The sequence below is a fragment of the Atlantibacter sp. RC6 genome (genome assembly GCF_014193285.1).
Classification (GTDB): domain Bacteria; phylum Pseudomonadota; class Gammaproteobacteria; order Enterobacterales; family Enterobacteriaceae; genus Atlantibacter.
In genome coordinates, this window is record NZ_JACHZE010000003.1 from 86,537 (window position 1) to 107,142 (window position 20,606).

The following is a 20,606-nucleotide window of genomic DNA, read 5'->3' on the forward strand; positions in this document are numbered from 1 at the left end:
ACGTACTAATTCACAGGTGCACACTACGGTTTAAAGCAACTAACCACTGGAGTGCTCTATATGACCACGTTGCAAAAGCCGCTCGGTTCAGGATTTACTGCCTATACAACGGCAATTGACGTCATTCGAAATATTGACTTGACCGGACAACTCGCGATCGTTACTGGCGGTTACGCTGGGCTGGGTCTTGAAACTGCCCGAACACTCGCTTCGGCTGGCGCACGAGTGATTGTGCCCGCCCGCGACGTAAATCGCGCCCGCCAAATAATTACTGAAATCGGTGGAGGAATTGAAGTCAGGCCGATGGACCTGACCGACCCTGTTTCAATCGATACCTTCGCGCACGGCATAGTGCAATCCGGGATGCCGTTGAATATTTTGGTTAACAGCGCCGGCATCATGGCTTTGCCGGAGTTAGCTCGAGACAGTCGAGGCAATGAGATGCAGTTCTCAACCAACCATCTCGGCCATTTTCAATTGACCCTACGGCTTTGGCCAGCTCTGCTTCGCGCGCACGGCGCGCGCGTTGTATCCGTTTCCTCGCTCGGCCACCGTTTGTCGGATATCGTATGGGACGACGTTAATTTCGAGCGCCGTGCCTATGATGGATGGAGTGCGTATGGTCAGTCAAAGACCGCCAATGTACTATTTGCGGTTGAGCTGGATCGGAGGGGGCGTGACTACGGCGTCCGTGCTTTCTCACTGCATCCGGGAGGTATCGTGACCGGGTTGGCAAAGCATATGTCGATTGAGCAGTTGAAAAACATGGGCAATCTCGATGCAAACGGTAATCCCGTGATCGCTCCTGAACGCGACATGAAATCCATCCCTCAAGGCGCAGCGACCCATGTCTGGTGTGCGGTCAGCCCACAGCTTAACGGAAAAGGCGGCGTCTTTTGTGCAAATTCAGACATTACCGGGGTTCTTGAAGATGACATGCTTAACACATTCAACCAGCCGAAAGAACTAACATTAGATGCTATGCCTTATGCTATCGACCAAGTCGCAGCCCAACGTCTGTGGAAGCTGAGCGAAGCTATGCTGAATATTTCTTTTTCAAAGTAATCAAACGCCCATGGTCGACCTCTCGTTCTAGTCCATACAGCATTATATCTAAAGCTAAAACGGTCGAATTCGTGCCATATACCCATGAAACTTAAGTGGGTATATGGTAAGCAGCACCAGTGGAAATCATGAATGCATAAAGCTACGTCATTTTCAACTTTTCTTACTGTTACTGAGGTACTTCATTTCACTTGTAGAACTGAACAATGACATCTAAAAACAAAGGCTTTGTACGGTGATAAAGTAAACTTTAATAATCTTCCTGTTTCCCAGAGATGTTGTTTACAGCGCAGTGAGGAGACATTAAAACCTTGATAGCGGAAATGCCAGCCTCGGCCTCGCGGAGAATACTGATGAACTGTTCGTCAGAAAAATGCTTCTTTATGGGGATGTCCTCACGTTGCTGATGAAGACATTACTAACATCGTGGTGTTAATCAATTGGGAGCAGGTCAACGAAGGATGGGGTAGGCCGTGCAAGCGGCCTAACAAATTTCGTTGAGAACACTTATTCCTGTTGTTAGTTATTCTCCTACCGAAATTATTCTTCCAATTTCATTAACTATCGCCTCCTTGCATTGCATGAGTTCTTGCCGATAAAAGGTTTCATGTTTATGGAAACGTGGCGCTGGAACTAATAATGAGATAGAAAAACGACCAAAAAGTGTGTCCAGCGCTACCGCTATCGTGCAGACACCCTCAAGAGTTTCACCCAGATCTATAGCCAGCCCTCTGGCACGAACATCGGCGATCAGCTCCAGAAGCTGTGGAAGCGTTTTAACTGTCATTCCGGTGAGATCTTCATAGGCTTCGCCTACCAGTATGCGGACATCTTCATCACTTTCCATAGCCAGTAACACACGCCCGCCGGAAGTGCTGTAGAGCGGCAAATTAAGTCCAATACGAGGTACAACACGTAATTCACGTGATGCTACGACGTAGTGGATGATTGCCAGCTGTGTACCGCTGGCACGTGCCAGGGTCACTGTTTCATTAATATTGGCCGAAAGTTGCTCCAGGAAGGGACGTACAAGATCCACGACATCGCTGTGCACACTGGAAATAAGTTTGAGTAGTGCAGGTCCCAGACGCAGGCCACCGGCCCCGCTGCTACGCACAAGTTGAGCGCTATCTAAAGCCGCGACAATACGCTGCACCGTTGAACGAGGGAGAGCAACCTCCTGCGCAATTTCTCCCAGACTCATGCCGCCAGGGTGTTTTCCCAGCACATTCAAAATTGCCGCTGCGCGGGCGATAACCTGAATCCCGCCGGTTTTTTCATCCTCAAAGCTTGAAGCATTTACGGCCATATAGAGCTCCTTATTGTCCGGTCACGGACAGCCTGTTACCTCAGTTCATGTATTAATTATCACATTGCAATGGACGCTATCGCAATGTAAGATGTCACATCTGTACCACAATATGGTACAGTGTATCGATATAATGCATGAGAACTTTGTATGAATGCACAGCGTTCTACCCCACCTTCGCCCCCCTTTACCTGGCGCCTTGCAATGGGATTTGTGGGGATACTAATCGCAGCCTTAACTTCCGGACTTAATGGTCGGGTTATAGATATAGCGCTTGCGGATGTGCGTGCCGGAATTGGCATGACTTATGATCAAGCCAGTTGGTTCACCTCTGCCTACCAGGCCGCAGAAGTAGTGGCGATGATGATCGCACCATGGTTTGCTGTGACTTTTTCGCTGCGTAAATTCGCGCTTGCTTGCGCTGGCGGTTTTATGGTTTGCGGCATACTTTTACCCTTATTCCCGAATGCGCCGCTGTTTATTTTCTTGCGAACGATACAGGGCCTGTTTAGCGGTGCCCTCCCTCCCTTACTCATGACTGTGGCGCTACGTTTTCTGCCACCATCGATAAAACTTTATGGACTTGGCGCTTATGCTCTGACTGCGACTTTTGGTCCAAATGTGGCCCCTTCACTGGCGGCATTCTGGACAGATGATGTGAGCTGGATGTTCATGTTCTGGCAAGTGGTCCCCGCCATTTTGATTTCGATGCTCTTTATTGGCTGGGGTTTGCCGCAGGACCCGATTCACCTCGACCGATTTAAACAGATCGACCTGTTCGGTATGCTTACCGGCTGTTCTGGAATGGCGTTTTTGATAATCGCCATCACTCAGGGTGGACGTCTGGACTGGTTTGAATCGCCGTTATTTAGTGGTCTGTTATCCAGCGCCATCGTCTGCCTGACGATTTTTCTGATTAATGAATGGTTTCACCCCCTCCCTTTGTTCAAATTACAGATGCTGGAGAGAAGTAACTTTTTATATGGCCTGATGGCGCTTGCTGGGGTGTTGGTACTGGCGCTTGCTGGATCGGCTTTGCCGTCCAATTTCTTTGGCAAAGTAGAGGGCTTTCGAACAGTACAATTTGCGCCGTTGGCTTTGACCATTGGGCTCCCGCAGTTAATTATTACCCCGCTTGTTGCCGCACTGCTTAGTCTGCGCTGGGTTGATTGTCGCTGGCTGATAGCTTTCGGAATTGCCCTGATGATTTCCGCCAGCCTGATGGGTATGCAGATAACCAGCGACTGGGCACGCCAGAATTTCTGGATCATACAGATTCTGCAGACGATTGGATTACCGTCAATTATTTTACCGTTGCTTATGAGCGCAACCAGCGTTGTGGCTCCCCCGGAAGGACATTATGCCTCTGCTATGTTCAATACCGTACGGGGTTTTTCAAGCATCGCTGCTGGCGTTTTAGTGGAATGGTTTATAAATGACAGAGAGCAATTTCATTCCAATGTTCTGATCAATAACGTAGCCAACCGCCCATGGTTGATATCGACACCGGTCAGTGAGCAGGCCAGCAGCAGCATTCCTTTATTACACGACGGCAGCATCAGCAACACCGAGAACATCGCTGGATTTATCACCTTATTAAAACATCAGGCAATTGTTCTGAGTCTGGGCGACAGCTATCTGCTGATGACTGGCTTTGCCGTCCTGCTGTTATTACTCACTGTCTGGTTGCCAAAACGTGTCTGGCCGCCCCAGACATGTTTTCAACCTGCCATGACCAAATAGAGGTGGTTAAATGAAATCTCCTGTATCAAGAAGAACGATTCTGCTCAGCGCATTATTAATTCTGATGATGACGATGATATTTTTCGTCTGGTCGACAATGCTGAATAATGATACCCGTACCAATGATGCCTATGTAAATGCGGATTACACACTGGTAGCACCAAAAGTATCGGGTTATATCAAAAATATCTATGTCGCAGATAACCAACGCGTTAAAGCAGGGCAAACACTGGCCAAGTTGGATGACCGTGACTACAAAATAGCGCTTGAAATGGCGCAAGCTAATTTGCAGCTTAGTGAAGCAAAACACCTGAGCAGCCTTGCACAACTGGAGCAGCACCAATCCATTATTGCTCAGACTAAAGCGACTCTTTTAGCCAGTCAGGCATCGGCGCAGTATGCCAGTCAGAACGCTGAACGTTTTAACAAGCTTTATCAAAGAGGTACCGTCGCTGCGGACGATCAACAAAAAGCCCATTCAACGCAGCGTTCTGCATCCGCAGTCGTTCGTCAGAACGAAGCTGCTCTGACCTCAGCAGAAAAACAGGTAGGCGTGTTGAGAGCTGCATTACGTCAGGCGGAAGCCGATGTTGCAGTCGCGCAGGCAAAGGTCAGTCAGGCGAGGCTTAACCTTTCTTATACGCGTATTGTTGCACCAGTCGATGGGATGGTAGGCCAGCGTTCGGTGCGCCTCGGTGCCTACGTTAACGCAGGGACACGTCTGCTGGCCGTGGTTCCGCTACATCAAACTTATATCATTGCCAATTATCTTGAAACACAGCTGGCAAATGTTCAGCAGGGGCAGAAGGTCTTAATTAAAATTGATGCCATGCCTGGCAAAAAGTTTACTGGACATGTCGATAGTATCGCTCCGGCAACCGGCGCAACGTTTTCAGCCATCCAGCCAGACAATGCAACGGGTAACTTTACTAAAGTCGTTCAGCGTTTACCGGTAAAAATAGTGCTGGATGATAATCAACCCGATGCAAAATTATTGCGCGTCGGGATGTCAGCCGTTCCTGAAATTGAGATTCGCTAATATCCCAGATATTATCAAAAAATCGCTATATTTTTGAACGTCTGGCTTAGAAACGGTGTTCCCGGTGTCTATACGTAATATCCTGTAGGAAATATATGGCATCGACACCAGACTAAATTACTGTTAAAAAACGCATGTACCATCACGATCATATTTAGTCGCCCCTCATTTACAGAGAGTGAGCGACTAAATATTTTTATCAGGCAACAATACTGTTAAACAATAGATTATTATTCACGCCCGGCTGTCAAAAAGCTTAATGCTGCATAAGCTCCAGTGTTTTTCCCTTAACGCGCTGCAAAATTTTCTGCGCCTCTTCGGTTGAACGAATATTAGTGTATCCAATTACTAATCCATAACGTTTCTGTGTCTGCGTATACCAGCTCGAGAGTGGCCGGACGTAAAGCTCGTGCTGTGTCCATAATGCAGCTAATGCAGTGTCTTCAATGCCACGTTGCAGGAAGGCAACAATATGCATCCCGCCATCTGTAAGCTCAAATTCAAATAACCCTGGAAAGCTCGTTTCAATTGCTTCAAGCACCATGCGACGCCGCTGTTGATAGAGTAAGCGCATCTTTTTTATATGGCGGTAGAAGTGCCCTTCGCTAAGGAATTGCGCAAGTATTTTTTGCGGCAGTAATGGCAGACCCGTTTCAAGGATTTCGCCCAGTTCACTGAAACGGGCTACCGTCTCCTGTGGTATTACCATATAGCCGATACGCATAGCTGGCATTATCGTTTTACTAAACGTACCGGTATAAATAACCCGGTCATGCATATCGAGGCTTTTCAACGCCGGGATTACTTTTCGTGTGTAATGAAACTCTCCGTCGTAGTCATCTTCGATTATCCAGCTACTGTTTTGCTGTGCCCAGGCCAGCAGCTGATGCTTACGCGGTAATGAAAGGCTAACTGCGAGCGGACTTTGATGAGTGGGTGTAACGATAGCGAAGCGTGCATCGTTGTGATAGCGCTGAAGATAATCAACATCCATGCCCTGCCGATCAACAGGTATATAGTGCAGGTTGGATGCTATTCGCTTCAATAATTGCTGTCCATAAAAGTAGCCAGGATCTTCAAACAGCACTTTATCGTCAGGCTGTGCAAGTACCGACAGAATTAACCGTAAGTTGGCCCGATAGCCGCTGGTGACAAAGATTTGCTCCGGTCGGCAATTCAGTCCTCTTGAAATATTGAGATAACTTGAAATGGCCTCACGTAGCGGCTGAAAGCCCATTACCGGGGGCATGAGCATTTCTTCCGGACGAAGACTTCGTGCCGCTTTCCCCGATATTAGTAACCATTTTTTATGGGGAAATTCATCCAGGGCAGGGATTCCGAGCCGCAGATCCCCCTTCCTTTCAATAACCTGTGTGTTAAGTGAACAAGGCGATACAGCGTTGTCTGCGCTGACCGTTGAAGTCAGCCTGAGCTCCGGATTTATATAGGTCCCCTTCGCCCCCAGACTCACGAAATAGCCTTCTCCAATAAGGATTTCATACGCGGTTTCTACCGTTTTTCGCGCTACCTGCAACTCGCTCGCTAGCGAACGAATCGAGGGAACTCGCGCTCCCGGTTTCAAAAGACCGTCCTGAATCTGCTGACGATAGCGGGCATAAATCTCTTTGTACCCCATGAAATGCCCCCTTAGATGTCCTACGAATTAATTCAAATAATGGCCCTTTTTAACCAGACATACAAGATTAAGATATGGCTATTAACTAAGCCACCCAATATGAGGCGTCATGAGGATTGAACATTACGACACCGTCACTGACCTTGCCCGTTGCTTTGCGCTGATGCGGGAATTACGCAGCAAACTGACGAATGAGAAACAATTTATCGCCCAGGTACAGCGCCAGCAGGCGCAAGGCTATCGGCTTGCAGGGCTGGAGCAGGATGGCAAACCAATGGCGCTGGCCGGTTATCGACTACTCGAAAATTTTATTCACGGGCAATTCTGTTACGTCGACGATCTGGTAACAGTGAGCGAGGCTCGCGGTCAGGGAATTGGTGCAACGCTGTTAAATCACTTAGCGGTAATCGCACGTGAATACGGTTGTGGTCAGATGGTCCTTGATACCGCCATTAGTAATTCAGGAGCCCAGACATTTTATCAGCGTGTCGGATATACCGCCCTCGGCCTGCACTTTTATCGCGATCTCACCTGAGGAAAAAATGATGAAACTGCTTCACATTAAAGTCAGTCCGGATTTATCAGGATCGGCATCCCGCGCGGCGTCTGAACGCCTGGTAGAAAAATTACGCGCGCATCATGCCGAGCTTGAAGAATCAGTGCTGGACTTGGCTCAACGGCCGCTACCGCATCTTGATGCATTTACCATTGCTGGTTTTTTTACCCCACCAGACCTACGCAGTGAAGCTCAGCTCAACGCTATTAAGACTTCGGAACAACTGGTAGATCAGATTTTTGATTGTGACACGCTGGTTATCTCATCACCGATGTGGAACCTCGGCCTGCCTTCCGTGCTGAAGGCCTGGTTCGATCATATAACCCGCGCCGGACGAACTTTCGCCTTTACGCCAGAGGGCAAAAAAATAGGGCTAGTCAGCGGCAAAAAGGTGTATTGCGTTGTCGCCAGCGGCAGCGTATTTGCCCACGGTCCATATGTAGCAGATGACCAGTTCACGCCATACATTCGCGTAGCGCTTGAATATATTGGCATTACCGACGTGCAATTTATTCGGGTAGACGGAACGCATGATCCCGTCACTCGTACTACCGCATTACCCCATGCACTGCAAACCATTGATCGTTTATTTTAAAAAGAGGATTACAATATGTCGTCACGTGTGAATCATTTCAAAACCATCCCGGCACTGGCTAAAACACTTGCCGATGCTTCTATGGCATTAGGAAAAATCTCGCTGGATAAAAAACTTAAGCACTTAGTGGATATCCGTGCCTCACAGCTGAATCATTGTGCATTTTGTCTGGATATGCATGTTAAAGAAGCAAAAATGCATGGGGAGCGTGAACTGCGTCTTTATCACGTTGCAATTTGGCGGGAATCGCCATTGTTCAGCGCCAAAGAGAAAGCAGCTCTGGCACTGACTGAAGCTTTGACCCGCATTGGTGATAATGGTGTAAGCGAAGCGCTTTACAACGAATTGCGCGAACATTTCTCTGAAGTGGAAGTATCAGAGTTAACATTCACCATTGCTGTAATCAACGCTTGGAATCGCCTGCAGATTTTATCACAGATGGCACCAGGCTCGATGGATAGCGCTTACGGTCTGGATCGTGCTGAATTACATTGATAAATGTCCGCCGCCAACACTTCACGTTGGCGGCTTTATTTTTGAATCTAAGCTTGCATAAGTTTCCATACCTAAAAGAATGTTAAGATTGATTATTTTCATGACTTGCTGCTAAAAAATGAAAAACCGCCTTTCGGCGGTTTTTTCATTGGGGAAATTAATAACCAATCGCGAGAAGAAAACGAATGGTAATTTACGCCTTGGCCAGCGGCTTCATTCGATAGCTGATGCCCATACGATTAAGTGCATTCATTGTTGCAATAACGATGGTCAAGTCGACCAAATCTTTTTCACCAAATACTGAAAGCGCTGCAGAATACGCTTCATCCGAAGCATGTGTCTCACTTACACGGGTAACTTCTTCTGCCCATGCCAGTGCCGCTTGCTCCAGATCCGAGAATAAATAAGTAGCCTCTTCCCACACTGGAATCAGTACTATCTTATCTACTGACATACCACACTTTATAAGATCGCGTGTGTGAATATCAATACAATGCGCACAGCCATTAATCTGAGATACTCTTAAAAAAACCAAATGTATTAGCTCTTCCGGAAGATTTGTTCCTTTTGTGGCGAAATGATGCAGCGCTCCCAGTGCCTTTGAGCCTTCTGCAGATACTTGAAACCAATTTGGACGATTCATTTTCTTTCCTTTAGAGATAGTTAGGTAGATGATTTATCTACGGAAATAGCCCCACCTTTTTCAGAAGGGTTACTAACTGATACTTCAGAGTTAAATCATAATAATCAAAATTGACATATAAAAAAGACACAAAGAAGAAGAAAACGCGTAGGACATGATTACAAACGGATTCCCATGACTCTAATTTGAGTTTAAATTTATTTAGCAATGATGATTTTAGAATGGCCAGTTTTAATCTTTATGCTGGAACGGCACTTTGGGATATGACTCGGTAGATTCCTCATGATTGTGATTAAGAAGATACATGATATATCGCCGAAACAATATTTCGTCTCGCAGAACTGACGATTACCAGCATGCTAAAGCCTGGCTCTCACAAATGAAAATCGACGCTCTCAAGGAATAGATGTTTAATCCATCAGTAATTAAAGTAATTCTGTATGTCCGCCTCTCGCTCACAGCAGACATCCCGACACTTCAGGCGATCCACTTTGTGCCAGAGGCGGACGTTGGTACTTGTATAATTTCGAGCAGTATTAGCTACGATGGATGGTGTTTAATGAAAAAGCATCGCAAGTAGAACCAGGAACAGCAGCATGACATAGATTCGTGCGTGCCAAATATCAGGTACAGCAGGTATAACCCGACGGCTAAAAACTATTCCAGCCCAGCCTGTCAGTACCAACATACCTAAAATTTTCAGGCTGATAAAACCGAGAAATCCGCTCACTGGAATAATTTGCCAGCCAATAACTGCATACGTCACGGCACCACATAGCGCGACAGGCAGGGAAAGTGGATTAGAAGCACTAATACACTCACGCATCGCATAGCCATGTCGCCGCAACAGGGGTACCGTCATTACGCTGCCGCCCACTCCAAGCAATGCTGCTATCATACCGATGATCACTCCGCCGCCCGTTACAACAGGAAGTGATAATCGACGCGGAGAACTTCCTCTGAAAAAACCCTTACGCAACAAACAATCGCTGATTGTTGCCAGCATGTAGATAACGAACATCGTGCGAACAATATTCTCGCTAAATATTCCCGCCAGACAGGAACCCACGACACCCCCAATAGCTATAAACCATAGCATCGGGAACAATGTCTGCGATGAAAGCTTGCCAGCTCGCCAGTTTCGATAGCTGACCCAGCTCGCGTTAAATATCATCACCGCTGTAGAGGTAGCAACCGCGATATGCATGGCATTTCCTGCCAGTTCAGCCTGCCGCAGCATTAGTTGATAAACGAATGGCACCACAACAAAGCCGCCCCCGAAACCAAAAAGCACTGTGGTTATACCGGTAGTAAAGCCCGCCAACGCAATTATTGCGATATCGTTCAAAAGAATATCCTCGACCTGAAAATGATTCAGCAGCTTATGCCGGTAGCGCCCGGCTTCCCATTAGCGCCGTGCTCGATTACCTTTGTAAATCGGTCATAAGGAGACTGATGTGCGCAACGTAAAAATTGAAGAGGTCGATCAACTCGATCGTGAAGTGGTGGCGATAGGCAATGACTATGTGCAGGGATTTATGCTGCCACAGCATAAACATCGCCGCGCGCAGCTGCTATATGGCGCGACCGGATTGATGTATGTAATAACTCAGGGTGGGGAGTGGATTGTTCCTCCACAACATGCTGTGTGGATCCCACCCGAAACTATGCACGCCGTCAAATTTGTTGGCGTGACCACTCGCAGCCTGTATATAGAACCAGATTGCGTGGCCGCTTTCTTTAAATATCATCGCTGTGAAGTTATTAGCGTATCGCCATTATTACGTCAGCTATTGCTTGAGTCAGTGGATTTACCGCCCCTGTATGAAAGCACGCGCGACCGTGCTTTGATAAATCTGATGATACTGGAGCTGGCGGCAATGCCGGTTCGCGAATTCGATATTCCGCTGCCACAACATCCGGCTCTATTAGCTCTTTGTCAGGCGTTTTTACTCAATCCCTCAATCCATGATCCAGCAGAGCGCTGGGCCAATGCGCTGTACATGAGCTCCAGCACTTTTCGCCGCCATTTTCTTAAGCAAATTGGCATGTCATTTTCTGCCTGGCGCCAACGAGCCTGCGTGGTTAGCGCACTGGCATTGTTGATAACAGGAAAACCCGTAAATGAAGTAGCGTTGACCCTTGGATACGATAATGCATCATCTTTCGCAACGATGTTCCGGCGTGTCACGGGACAGCCACCTTCGTATTATCACCCGGCTTGATTTCAAAAGCTCCACAGGACAGGGCGCTCATCATAGCGTCAGCTATTTAGTGCCAATAGCTGACATTACTGAACGTATATTTTATTTATTTTCTCTTTACAGTTGCGTATCTCTTAAAGCTTCAGCAATAAAATCTACAAAGCTACGAACCTTGAAAGGAATGCGGATCGCACTGGGATACACTGCCTGAATGGTAAGTTCCGTTTTCTTGTACGCTGGCAGCAGCTCGATCAGTCTGCCCTGTTTTATATACTTACAAAAAACAAAACTGGGACCATATGCTATGCCTGTTCCGGCCAGGGCGGATTCAAGAAGCAACTGAATATTATTGGATGTGATTCGGCATGCACTTTCGATACGATGCAAGCTGCCCTCAGGGTCGTAAATTGTCCAGTCTCCCGCTGAAACTGCCTGGCTGAACGCCAGACGCGGCGCGCGGGAAATATCTTCCGGTGTCTCTGGCGTGCCGTGTTTTTTCAGATACTCTGGTGATGCACATAAAACCATCTTGCAGGGTGCCAGCCGCCGGGTAACCAGCGACGGATCGTCAAGACTCCCAACCCTGATGGCAACATCAATTCGATTTTCAAGCAGGTCTGCATATTTATCTTCAAGCACCACATCCAGACTGACCTCCGGAAATTGTTCCAGATAGCGTGACACGATCGCACCAAGATGCATTGCACCGAAGGCGACCGGCGCAGCAATGCGAAGTAACCCGCGCGGTGTTGCCTGAACATCACTCGCTTCCCTGTTTGCATCTTCCACAGCCTCAAGAATAACTTTGCAACGCTCAAAATATCGCTGCCCCACATCCGTCAGGCTCAGACGGCGTGTTGAACGCTGAATAAGCCGGGCATTTAAATCAGATTCGATAGCACTGACATGTTTTCCTGCCATTGCAGCAGAAAGCTTAAAACGTCTTGCAGCCGCCGCAAAACTTCCCTCTTCCACTGTCGCGATAAAAATCTGCATGCTGATAAATCTGTCCATAAAACCCCACCATTCGATAATTTGAGTATCGGCTATCGATATTATTTCACGGATTATCATTAATTGAGACTGTAATTAACATTATTTTCATTCCTCAGGAGGTATGAAACGATGAGAATTAACGTGAACAATACGGGTATCAATGTACAGCTACAGGGCAGCGGTGAGCTAGCGCTGGTATTTTTGCACTATTATGGCGGCTCATCCCGTACATGGGAGAGCGTGACAGGTCAGTTACCAGACCGCTACCGCACGGTTGCCATCGATCATCGTGGCTGGGGCTTGTCAGACGCTCCCGAATCCGGATACAGGATTGAAGATCTTGCAAGGGATGCTGAAGGCGTTATTTCAGCACTTGAGCTTAAACGCTACATTCTGGTTGGCCATTCAATGGGAGGGAAAGTTGCCCAATTAATGGCATCGCGCCGACCCGAAGGGCTTGAGGGTCTGGTTCTCATTGCACCCTCCCCACCTTCCCCTATGCTGCTTTCCTCAGAAGAACGCGACAGATTATCCAGCGCATATGACAACCGCGAATCAGTCGGGTTTGTCATCGACAATGTCCTGACGGCGCGGCCGCTCAGCCCCGCGCTTCGAGAGCAGGTCATCGAGGACAGTTTAAGAGCGTCCGCCGGGGCCAAAGCAGGCTGGCCCGGTGTAGCGATCAGCGAAGACATCACCCGGGAAGTCGCCTCCATTAATGTTCCGGTCAGAGTCATCTCAGGAGAACTGGACCGGGTCGACACCCCGGAAACTTTGCAAAGAGAGTTGTTAACCCGTATTCCTCACGCAGCGATGTATATTATTCCCGGTACGGGACACCTCTCACCGCTTGAATCACCCGGTGAGATCGCCAGTTGCATATCTGCCTTCGCTGCATCAATTGAAAAGAGTGCCGCGGTTTATCGCTCCCCTGGTGAAACCATCGCCGCCTTTGATGAAGCATTTAACGCGGGAAAAATTGATAACTTGATGTCCGTTTTCAGTAACCGCGCCACCATGAAAATGACTGATGGTACTGTCATTGAAAGTAATCCTGAAGCACTACGGATGGCTTTAATCACGCTCACAGCATCACGGCCGGTTATCAGGAACCAGATACGTAATCTCATCTCTGCAGGTGATCTCGTTCTCGCTCTCATTAACTGGTCGCTGACGACGACTTCAGATGACGGCACTGAACACGTTGAGCACGGTATCGCCACCCAGGTAATGGAGCAGGGTGCGGACAAAGGCTGGCGGATACGCATTTCAAACCCATCAGGGGTTGTCTGAGTGCTATTAAAGATGGATCGAACTTACGGATGAAGATATTCATATGCAGTAAATCATAGCAAGTCAGGGCCGGTTGTAGATGCAGCGTTTCCATTGACTGCATCCACAGGCTCAGAATATCGCCCCTGACGGTTCGGCAGAGCCTACCAGCTCTGCCGTTTTACTAAATCGGGCTGAAATCCCGACTGACCTGCTCCCCGTTGATTCACACTGAATGCTGTTAGAAATGCCCGTTCCTCGCTCACAGCAGACATGATGGTCACGCAGCCTGTCCGCTGCGTGCCAGGAACGGACATTGATGACATTGAGATATGTTAGCGTATAGGGAGCAGGTCAAACTCACAGCCAGAAGCGCTCATCGCTAACTAGATCTTAAAAAAAATACTATCAATGGCATATTTTTCTTACGGTATTCACGAAATGAGGTTATTGAAAAATATGGTCTACCCGCAGGCAGACCATGATTTTTATTTTTAGACTTTTAAGCAGTAACGACGTTTGAGACGTTGCCCACCACGGCTAATCTGCCTTGTGGACTTCCCGTCTGTATCAACAAATAAACGGTCCTGCTTGATCAACAAGGCTGTGATCTGCTTTAAATCACCATTAATATTTGCCTTAAAGAAATCTGCTTTAACAGCAAGGACATCCACACCGCCGATAGTGGTTGCGATGACATTAACTTCATTAAGTGTTTCGATGTCCAAGGTATCAGCGGGAAGCGGATAAGCATTTTCCTTCAGCGCCTTCTTCAACACCTGAGTGAATACCTCTTTTTTTTGTGGTGTTTTATCACAAGCCTGCATGTAGCAGTATGATATACCCTCCATGACCTCCTGTATCGTAAAAGGAAGTATCTTGCATTTAACGGCAATAGCACCACTCGCATAAGCCAAAGCAAACCTTTTGGCTATGCGCTTTTCAAGGCCGTTAAGTCCTTCAATATTATGTTGTTTCAAAAACATTTGGACATATTCGTCAATTTTATCGGCCAGGAAACCCGAGGATTTCTTGAGCAATGTTGTTACCAGGGCAGGCCCTGCCGTACCGTGATACCGTTGGCAGCTTGCCTTAATCCTTTCGGCATAATCGCTGGGGGCTGCATTATCCGGCACGGTTAAAAAAATACCGAGCTCATTTCCGCAGTCCACCGGGACATCAACAAACCTAGCCATTTCACCTTTCTTGCGCGGCATATCACCGTCTGCCGCATGCTGGGCAAGTCCGTTTTCCCCGTTGCTAATAGCAGTCAATTGCCATAAGGATTTATGCTGCTGAAAATTGACCGACCGTTGTTTACCTCCACCGGAGCCTAAAATGTATATCAATTTTCGCGCCTTTTGGGCTGCTTCTTTTGCATTTTTATCAAGCAAAATAAGCTCATCTAATATTAGCATTCCATGATTCCGCGATTCGGCCAACTCTTCAAATGCAGTCTCGGTAATATTCCAGTCACAGACGAACGAATCATTGCCATACACAGAGGCGGCTATCAGGAGTACAGTACTCTTCCCTTTAGAGCTGTCTCCATAAAAATGAAACCCGCCGGATTCAAAATCGGTAAAATAAATGCAGTAGCCTGCCATTGCACTACATAAAGCCAGCATGGCATAAGGGCTATGTATTGCAACGGATGCAACGTGTTTCTGCCACTGCTTAAGCGTGCCCTTTTGACTTTCTTCACACGTAAATGTATTCGCGTCAGGGTACGGCATGGGCGCGCACCCTTCATACTCACCAAAGACTTTACCACTTCCCGATAAGTAACACAGGGAGCCACCAACATTGATATATCCTGGCCTCATGCAAAGCTTCACACGTTCCGAAGAGACACTCTTAAGATGATCAACGATCTCCTTAAAATCACTATCAGTGAAATCTAGACTGAGACCTGCATCAGTGAGCTTTTCGAGTAACTTGCGTTTATCCATCACATCAGTTGCGGCAATCAGAAGCTGACGCCACTTATTGCTGTGACAATCATTCACCTCCACCAGGCGGTATGCGCGCTGAAGTTTGTTATTATCTGACAGTGCCAGCAAACGTACGGGCAGTTTATTTTTCTTAGCCATCATTTTTTCCTCAAGCCCTCCTTCAGTCCAAAGGGCTCAATCACCAAATCACTAAATCACCAAGCCAAACGTCAATGTTTAGCTTGTTTGAAAATAGAAGGTGGGAAACTATTCAGTGTTACCCACCACTTATGCTCAACTCATGCTCTCGATGCATCTAGCAGCTACGTTGAGGGCATCTTTACGAGTAATCGCTTTACCCAACTTGGACATTTACCCTGAATGTGAGTAATGCATCGCTCATGCGATCAAGCTTCACCAGTGATTTGGCAAACACACTGAGATTCCTTATCCGAGTTCCATTCTTAGTTTTCTTAAGTTCACTCTCAGCGTTCATAAACCACGTATATTCCTGCCAGATACCTGTCACACAATAGCTCAACGCATGGACTGAACTAGCGATGAAGTCATCTTTCATTGGCCGACTTATCCTTCCGGGCCTCATATGAAGATTCTTCTCACGCAACATGTACTGCCTCAACATTTCCAGCTTTTCAGGCTCATGGGGTATTAACATATGGAAATGCGGCATCCAGTGGCTACGTTCAGGCTCATGTGTATAGTTGTGGTAGTCCATCTCGAAGCCACCGATAACGGGTGCACTGAACCCTATGCGCTGTATAGCCTTAAGTAAGCGTTGCTTTAACATACCGAGATCCCAGGCGAGCAATGTTGAATTCGAGAACATATCTGCATAGCTAATTAGGGTGACGGCTTTGTACTCATCCTGATGCTCCTCAATATACGGGAGCCATTTCTGCATAAACTTCAGCCGGCGATACCGTTGGCACAGGCTGCACGCCATACTCCCGCAGGTTTCTTCCGGGTTACAGTTCTCCAGCTTATTCGCCAGTTGCAGGCGCTCCGTTTTGCTCCGCGGGTTGCCGAACTTACGCAATGCTTTCACACGTATGGCGTTTTCAGTCAGGGTCTGATGGATAGTCTCAAACTCTGGCATAGCCTTGCTGATAGCCTTAGCCAGTTTTTCCAACTCAGGGAATGCTGATGTATGACTCGTGTAATGTTGTCGTTTCATCTTATTCCCCCTTAACCTGCATACGGCTGGCAATCCAGGTGTCAATATCTTCGGAAAGCCAACCCACTGCCCGCCCTTGCGGTGAAAGCCTCAATTGAGATGGGAAGCAACCTTCTGATATATAGCGATAAAGTGTCGCGCTGGAGATGCCGCAACGGTGTAAAACTTCTGTCTTTTTGATAATTCGGCTAGTCATTTAATGACTCCTGTTGTGTGTGGAGCCAGCTCTTTAAAAGCCTCAACAGAATGAAAAGGAAAGCAGGATGCAAAATCGGCGCGGATCAATATAAGCAATTGAAATTACGCACTAAAAAAAATTATATTTTTTTTAGTAACATTGAGCCTCAATAGTGATATGTTGAGCCTCAACAACTTTTATGGATAATGGAACATCTAATGCCTGCTAAGAAACGGCCTTCAACGAAGAAGACACTCATAGCGCCGAGCGATAAGCCGAGCGCAGTCAGCCGTAGGACAAAAAATCAGCTCTATGCGCAGGTGGGTATCAAAGAACAGAAGGTATTTCTGGGAAAGGATGCACTTGATAAATTGAGATTCCTACTTCGCTTCCAATATAGTCACGAAGATGATGTTGACGACCGCGACCCGCTATTGTTGGGAGATGTGCTGAGTTACTGCATTAACGCCTGCTATAACTTGAAGTTTGTTAAGGCTGCGGGAACCAGTTATGCCCCCAAAACGATGACGGCGGCTAAGACGCCTCAAGGCCAGCGCCTGTATCGTTACCATCAGATGGCAAAAACCAACGATGCATTCGAGCTGTTGAAAACCTTTAACGCTTGCGATAAGAGAGGTAAACCCTATTTTCCTCACACAGACGATGTCGCTGCACACTTTGATTGGGGCGATGAATTTGGTGAAATGCTAGATGCTGAAGAGTCAGAGGACGGTGAGAATGAGGATGAAGATAGATGGCTAGCACATGAAATCCAGAAGCTACGTGATGCTAAAGCAGTAAGGGAATGTATTAAGAAATGGAATGAAGAGGCCTTTCCGACCAAGGATGAACAGCCCGTTTCATTGGACAAAGTTGGGGTAACCCCGAAATTAAAAAAGCCAAAAGTGAAGAAGCTTTCAGGTGATCTACCTGACGATGAGTATCCTGATTTTTGATTGATGCGCAAAAAGACTGGCATTCATGGCAACGCCTTGCACCCCAAGGGCTCTGTAAGAGAGTAATGTTATATTTCATGTTTTTTGCCGACACAGTGAAAACATCACATTGACCCGCATGACATAAGCGGAGGCCTTGGTGGATAAAGGCATAACGTGAAAAAAGCTATTTTTAGACAACATGATCGTGAGTCGGTTGACATTACCAGCATCGTAACCGCTGCGAAGCCATAGCCTTTGCTTCATACCCGCGATGATCATAGCGGGTAGTCGTGGATATGTCGCTATGCCCTGCCAGCTGCCGTACGGTGTTGATATCCACGCCTTGCTCCAGTAAACGGGTGATGAAGGTGCGTCGCATATCGTGAGGAGTAAAACGCACTATGCCTGCGTCCTGCTGTAACTGCTCAAGGATGCCGGTTAAACCGGTTGTTGTCAGAGGATGGCTGACACCCTTGCCGTTGCGCTGAATACGGTTAAACAATGCATCCCCGGCCTCTTTTGCGCCACTGGCTTTAATCCATGCGCGGATGGCTTTATCTACCGCTGCCGCAACGTGTATCTCCCGGTATTTACGCCCCTTCCCCTGCCTCACTGTAAGAATGCCATTGTTATAGTCCCGGCGCTCAAGGCTGACCAGTTCCCCGGCCCGCAAACCCGCACCGCAAAGGGTCATTACAATGGCGACATCACGACAGCAACGGATACGCTGCGGATGCCGTTTAGCGGCCTGAATGAGTGCGCGAACCTCCTCCCGGCTGAGTGCCCTGCCCTTACGCTGGTTATCGCCATTGACGCGCTTAACTGCCCGGATACGGGCAAGCGTGTCCGCCTCCAGGCAATTGAGGTTAAAGGCCGTCTGCGCAATGCCCCGGAGTGCTGACAACGCCATGTTGACCGACGATACGGCGTAACCGTCATCCAGCAGTGCCGCACGTACTTTAGCGACAGCGGCGAAGCTAAGTTGCTCCCAAGGATAACTGGCCGCATCCGCACCGCGTGTGAGTATGCTGGCGCTGCGATTTAACAGGCTCGTGATACCCCGCCGTCCCGACGGGGCAAGACCGCTGATATAAGCATCCAGCACGGTGGTTTCCACCACCGGCGCGACCTGGCGCAGTGCAGCCCTTCTCATGCGTTTAACCTGCTATAACATGTATTAAACCAGGTAACTGTCTGCATCACACCAGCCCTCGTTCAGCCAGTGACACCGTCTCAGCCCCGGCCACAATAAAGTGGTCCAGCAACCGCACATCCAGCATTTGCAGTAGCTCCTGCAGCCGCTTAGTTATCTGGATATCGCACTTGCTGGGTTCAGCCTCGCCGCTGGGGTGGTTATGCACAAGGATGACAGCGGCGGCGTTATGCCTGAGTACCCGCTTGATTACCTCCCGGGGATGAACGCTGACCGTATTTAACGAGCCCCGGAACAGCATTTCCCGATGCAGAAACTGGTGCTGGTTATCGAGCAGGATAATGCCAAACTCCTCATGCTCCAGCAGGGCCATTTCATACATTACGCACCGTCGTACATCATCAGGAGAGCAAAGCTGAACGCCACGCTGGTAGCACCGGCTGATAATGTCGCGCGCCTGGTCCAGGATGCGGGTTTCACGCAGAGTAAACGTCGTCATGTTCAGAACTCCCGTTCGATGAAGTAAATGGCTTCGGGAAACAACTGGCGGCGGGTCGCACCAGCACGTAAGGAGAAGGCTTTGCGGGGCATGGAGGTTCGCCCGTTGCTGTCGAAGAACCAGAGCGTTTCTTCGTCCATTCTGGTGATAAGGGACCAGTGAAACTGGTCGCTGAGCATAATCAGCCGGGAGTGGTCTGTGACCGCCAGAAACCGCCTCATTTCACTGAAAACCCGCCCTTCCACAAGACCGCGACTTCCGTCGAAAGGTTTGGTTATTTGGACCGGAAACTGGCGGTGGTAGTGGCCTTTCCGGAGTACCTGCGTAATCAGCCAGTCGAGCCGGTTTTCATCTATCCCTTCGGCCAGCCATTCATGCAAAGGCCAGCGTTGCTGATAGGCCTGAAGAAGTCGGTTCATGAGTGGTTTTCGCCTCACCCGACCGTCATACAGCCAGCTCAGCATATTCACCACACAGTACGCGCCGCAAAGACAGTCAAGCTCTCCCTGTACAGACGCGTGTATCCCTCTGTTAACAGTCACAGATAATGTCTCCATCAATAATTAGCTGTCAGTGTGGCGGGATTAGCTTTCCCACATAACGGTGAGGGTGTAGATATTCAGAAAGTGGTAATGAACGAAGTTTCTTTGCCAGAGTGCAAAAATGTCACGCCCTTCCCCTGGGGGTAAATCACCGGCATAGGAAAGGAAGACATAGCGCTGGCTCCAGCTGATATCGATTTCCTTTTCGAGCTCCGGGTCTGCCCCCATATATTTGAAGTCAGTGATGTAATCGAAATACCATTCATCGTTACGGGTAATAAGCCTTATTTCCACCGGATGAAACCCACCATTCTCAGCGCTGTAATTGATATCTTTGAACAGCAAAGTAACAGCACGAATATTCGGTTTAACTGGCGGCTTTTTACTGAGTTCAGCCAGTATAATATTAATGAGCTCCTGACTTACGGGCATGGACAGCCCTTCCTGACGGATAATATTCATTGTATTTATTCCGGTAAATATGCGTTTGGATTGATGACACAAACCACTAATTAACCCTAACCCGTACTGACTTTTCAGACGATAGACGTCCTCCCGCCAGAAGGGATATAAAATGAAACATTAAGTTGGCAATTAGTTTATGTATCAGCTAC

General features: G+C 48.0%; 21 protein-coding genes. 9 read left to right on the plus strand and 12 right to left on the minus strand.

Going from position 1 to position 20,606, the window contains the following annotated elements; genetic code table 11:
• The first annotated feature begins 60 nt into the window (after positions 1-60).
• On the plus strand, positions 61-1,065 hold the full coding sequence (locus FHW74_RS08495; protein ID WP_183170043.1) for an SDR family NAD(P)-dependent oxidoreductase: 1,005 nt from the start codon (positions 61-63) through the stop codon (positions 1,063-1,065).
• A gap of 523 nt (positions 1,066-1,588) precedes the next feature.
• On the opposite strand, the gene FHW74_RS08500 is transcribed toward FHW74_RS08495, so the two are convergent.
• The gene (locus tag FHW74_RS08500) at positions 1,589-2,374 is read right to left on the minus strand and encodes an IclR family transcriptional regulator (protein WP_048993028.1); all 786 of its coding nucleotides are present in this window, start codon (positions 2,372-2,374) and stop codon (positions 1,589-1,591) included.
• Positions 2,375-2,524: 150 nt separating this feature from the next.
• Here FHW74_RS08500 and FHW74_RS08505 point away from each other — a divergent pair, with 150 nt between their 5' ends.
• Together FHW74_RS08505 and FHW74_RS08510 are read left to right on the plus strand one after the other, a co-directional pair.
• Positions 2,525-4,117: an MFS transporter gene (locus FHW74_RS08505; RefSeq protein WP_183170044.1), complete on the plus strand. Its 1,593-nt coding sequence runs from the start codon at positions 2,525-2,527 to the stop codon at positions 4,115-4,117.
• Between the two features lie 10 nt (positions 4,118-4,127).
• Positions 4,128-5,156 carry an HlyD family secretion protein gene (locus FHW74_RS08510; RefSeq protein ID WP_183170045.1) on the plus strand — a complete coding sequence of 343 codons (1,029 nt, stop codon included), beginning with the start codon at positions 4,128-4,130 and terminating at the stop codon, positions 5,154-5,156.
• A 256-nt stretch (positions 5,157-5,412) separates the two neighbouring features.
• On the opposite strand, the gene FHW74_RS08515 is transcribed toward FHW74_RS08510, so the two are convergent.
• Entirely contained in the window at positions 5,413-6,792 is a 1,380-nt protein-coding gene (locus tag FHW74_RS08515) for a PLP-dependent aminotransferase family protein (RefSeq protein ID WP_183170046.1), read from the minus strand.
• A gap of 109 nt (positions 6,793-6,901) precedes the next feature.
• On the opposite strand from FHW74_RS08515, the gene FHW74_RS08520 reads away from it, so the two are divergent.
• From FHW74_RS08520 to FHW74_RS08530, 3 genes are read left to right on the plus strand one after another with little or no spacing between them, the layout of a single operon-like run.
• Positions 6,902-7,327, plus strand: coding sequence for a GNAT family N-acetyltransferase (locus FHW74_RS08520; RefSeq protein ID WP_048993035.1), 426 nt, complete (start codon positions 6,902-6,904; stop codon positions 7,325-7,327).
• A gap of 10 nt (positions 7,328-7,337) precedes the next feature.
• Complete coding sequence (locus tag FHW74_RS08525; RefSeq protein ID WP_048993037.1) at positions 7,338-7,943, plus strand: FMN-dependent NADH-azoreductase; 606 nt, start codon at positions 7,338-7,340, stop codon at positions 7,941-7,943.
• Positions 7,944-7,958: 15 nt separating this feature from the next.
• On the plus strand, positions 7,959-8,438 hold the full coding sequence (locus FHW74_RS08530) for a carboxymuconolactone decarboxylase family protein (RefSeq protein WP_048993039.1): 480 nt from the start codon (positions 7,959-7,961) through the stop codon (positions 8,436-8,438).
• A gap of 193 nt (positions 8,439-8,631) precedes the next feature.
• Here the strand turns inward: FHW74_RS08530 and FHW74_RS08535 are convergent, their stop codons facing one another.
• Both FHW74_RS08535 and FHW74_RS08540 read right to left on the minus strand, forming a co-directional pair.
• Positions 8,632-9,081: a carboxymuconolactone decarboxylase family protein gene (locus tag FHW74_RS08535; RefSeq protein ID WP_048993041.1), complete on the minus strand. Its 450-nt coding sequence runs from the start codon at positions 9,079-9,081 to the stop codon at positions 8,632-8,634.
• Positions 9,082-9,637: 556 nt separating this feature from the next.
• Positions 9,638-10,429: a sulfite exporter TauE/SafE family protein gene (locus FHW74_RS08540; RefSeq protein WP_048993043.1), complete on the minus strand. Its 792-nt coding sequence runs from the start codon at positions 10,427-10,429 to the stop codon at positions 9,638-9,640.
• A gap of 109 nt (positions 10,430-10,538) precedes the next feature.
• Between FHW74_RS08540 and FHW74_RS08545 the strand changes: the two genes are divergently transcribed.
• Positions 10,539-11,306, plus strand: coding sequence for a helix-turn-helix domain-containing protein (locus tag FHW74_RS08545; protein ID WP_048993045.1), 768 nt, complete (start codon positions 10,539-10,541; stop codon positions 11,304-11,306).
• Positions 11,307-11,402: 96 nt separating this feature from the next.
• Here FHW74_RS08545 and FHW74_RS08550 read toward each other — a convergent pair whose 3' ends face one another.
• Positions 11,403-12,299 carry a LysR family transcriptional regulator gene (locus FHW74_RS08550; protein WP_180295527.1) on the minus strand — a complete coding sequence of 299 codons (897 nt, stop codon included), beginning with the start codon at positions 12,297-12,299 and terminating at the stop codon, positions 11,403-11,405.
• Between the two features lie 111 nt (positions 12,300-12,410).
• Here FHW74_RS08550 and FHW74_RS08555 point away from each other — a divergent pair, with 111 nt between their 5' ends.
• Entirely contained in the window at positions 12,411-13,574 is a 1,164-nt protein-coding gene (locus FHW74_RS08555; RefSeq protein ID WP_048993046.1) for an alpha/beta fold hydrolase, read from the plus strand.
• Between the two features lie 473 nt (positions 13,575-14,047).
• Here FHW74_RS08555 and FHW74_RS08560 read toward each other — a convergent pair whose 3' ends face one another.
• The 3 genes from FHW74_RS08560 to FHW74_RS08570 all read right to left on the minus strand — a co-directional run bounded on the left by FHW74_RS08560 (position 14,048) and on the right by FHW74_RS08570 (position 16,878).
• Positions 14,048-15,646, minus strand: a complete 1,599-nt coding sequence (locus tag FHW74_RS08560; protein WP_048993048.1) for a DUF927 domain-containing protein — start codon at positions 15,644-15,646, stop codon at positions 14,048-14,050.
• Between the two features lie 196 nt (positions 15,647-15,842).
• The gene (locus FHW74_RS08565) at positions 15,843-16,682 is read right to left on the minus strand and encodes a hypothetical protein (protein ID WP_048993050.1); all 840 of its coding nucleotides are present in this window, start codon (positions 16,680-16,682) and stop codon (positions 15,843-15,845) included.
• Between the two features lies 1 nt (position 16,683).
• A complete protein-coding gene (locus FHW74_RS08570; protein WP_075201593.1) occupies positions 16,684-16,878 on the minus strand; it encodes an AlpA family transcriptional regulator in 195 nt (64 codons plus the stop codon).
• Positions 16,879-17,078: 200 nt separating this feature from the next.
• Between FHW74_RS08570 and FHW74_RS08575 the strand changes: the two genes are divergently transcribed.
• Positions 17,079-17,816 carry a hypothetical protein gene (locus FHW74_RS08575; protein ID WP_144882680.1) on the plus strand — a complete coding sequence of 246 codons (738 nt, stop codon included), beginning with the start codon at positions 17,079-17,081 and terminating at the stop codon, positions 17,814-17,816.
• A 202-nt stretch (positions 17,817-18,018) separates the two neighbouring features.
• On the opposite strand, the gene FHW74_RS08580 is transcribed toward FHW74_RS08575, so the two are convergent.
• From FHW74_RS08580 to FHW74_RS08595, 4 genes are all read right to left on the minus strand, one after another.
• A complete protein-coding gene (locus FHW74_RS08580) occupies positions 18,019-18,951 on the minus strand; it encodes a site-specific integrase (protein WP_048993053.1) in 933 nt (310 codons plus the stop codon).
• A gap of 46 nt (positions 18,952-18,997) precedes the next feature.
• Positions 18,998-19,450 carry a DNA repair protein RadC gene (radC, locus tag FHW74_RS08585; protein ID WP_048993054.1) on the minus strand — a complete coding sequence of 151 codons (453 nt, stop codon included), beginning with the start codon at positions 19,448-19,450 and terminating at the stop codon, positions 18,998-19,000.
• A gap of 2 nt (positions 19,451-19,452) precedes the next feature.
• Positions 19,453-19,869, minus strand: a complete 417-nt coding sequence (locus FHW74_RS08590) for a hypothetical protein (protein WP_239658924.1) — start codon at positions 19,867-19,869, stop codon at positions 19,453-19,455.
• A gap of 165 nt (positions 19,870-20,034) precedes the next feature.
• The gene (locus FHW74_RS08595; protein ID WP_065420253.1) at positions 20,035-20,454 is read right to left on the minus strand and encodes a DUF2787 family protein; all 420 of its coding nucleotides are present in this window, start codon (positions 20,452-20,454) and stop codon (positions 20,035-20,037) included.
• Positions 20,455-20,606: the final 152 nt, after the last annotated feature.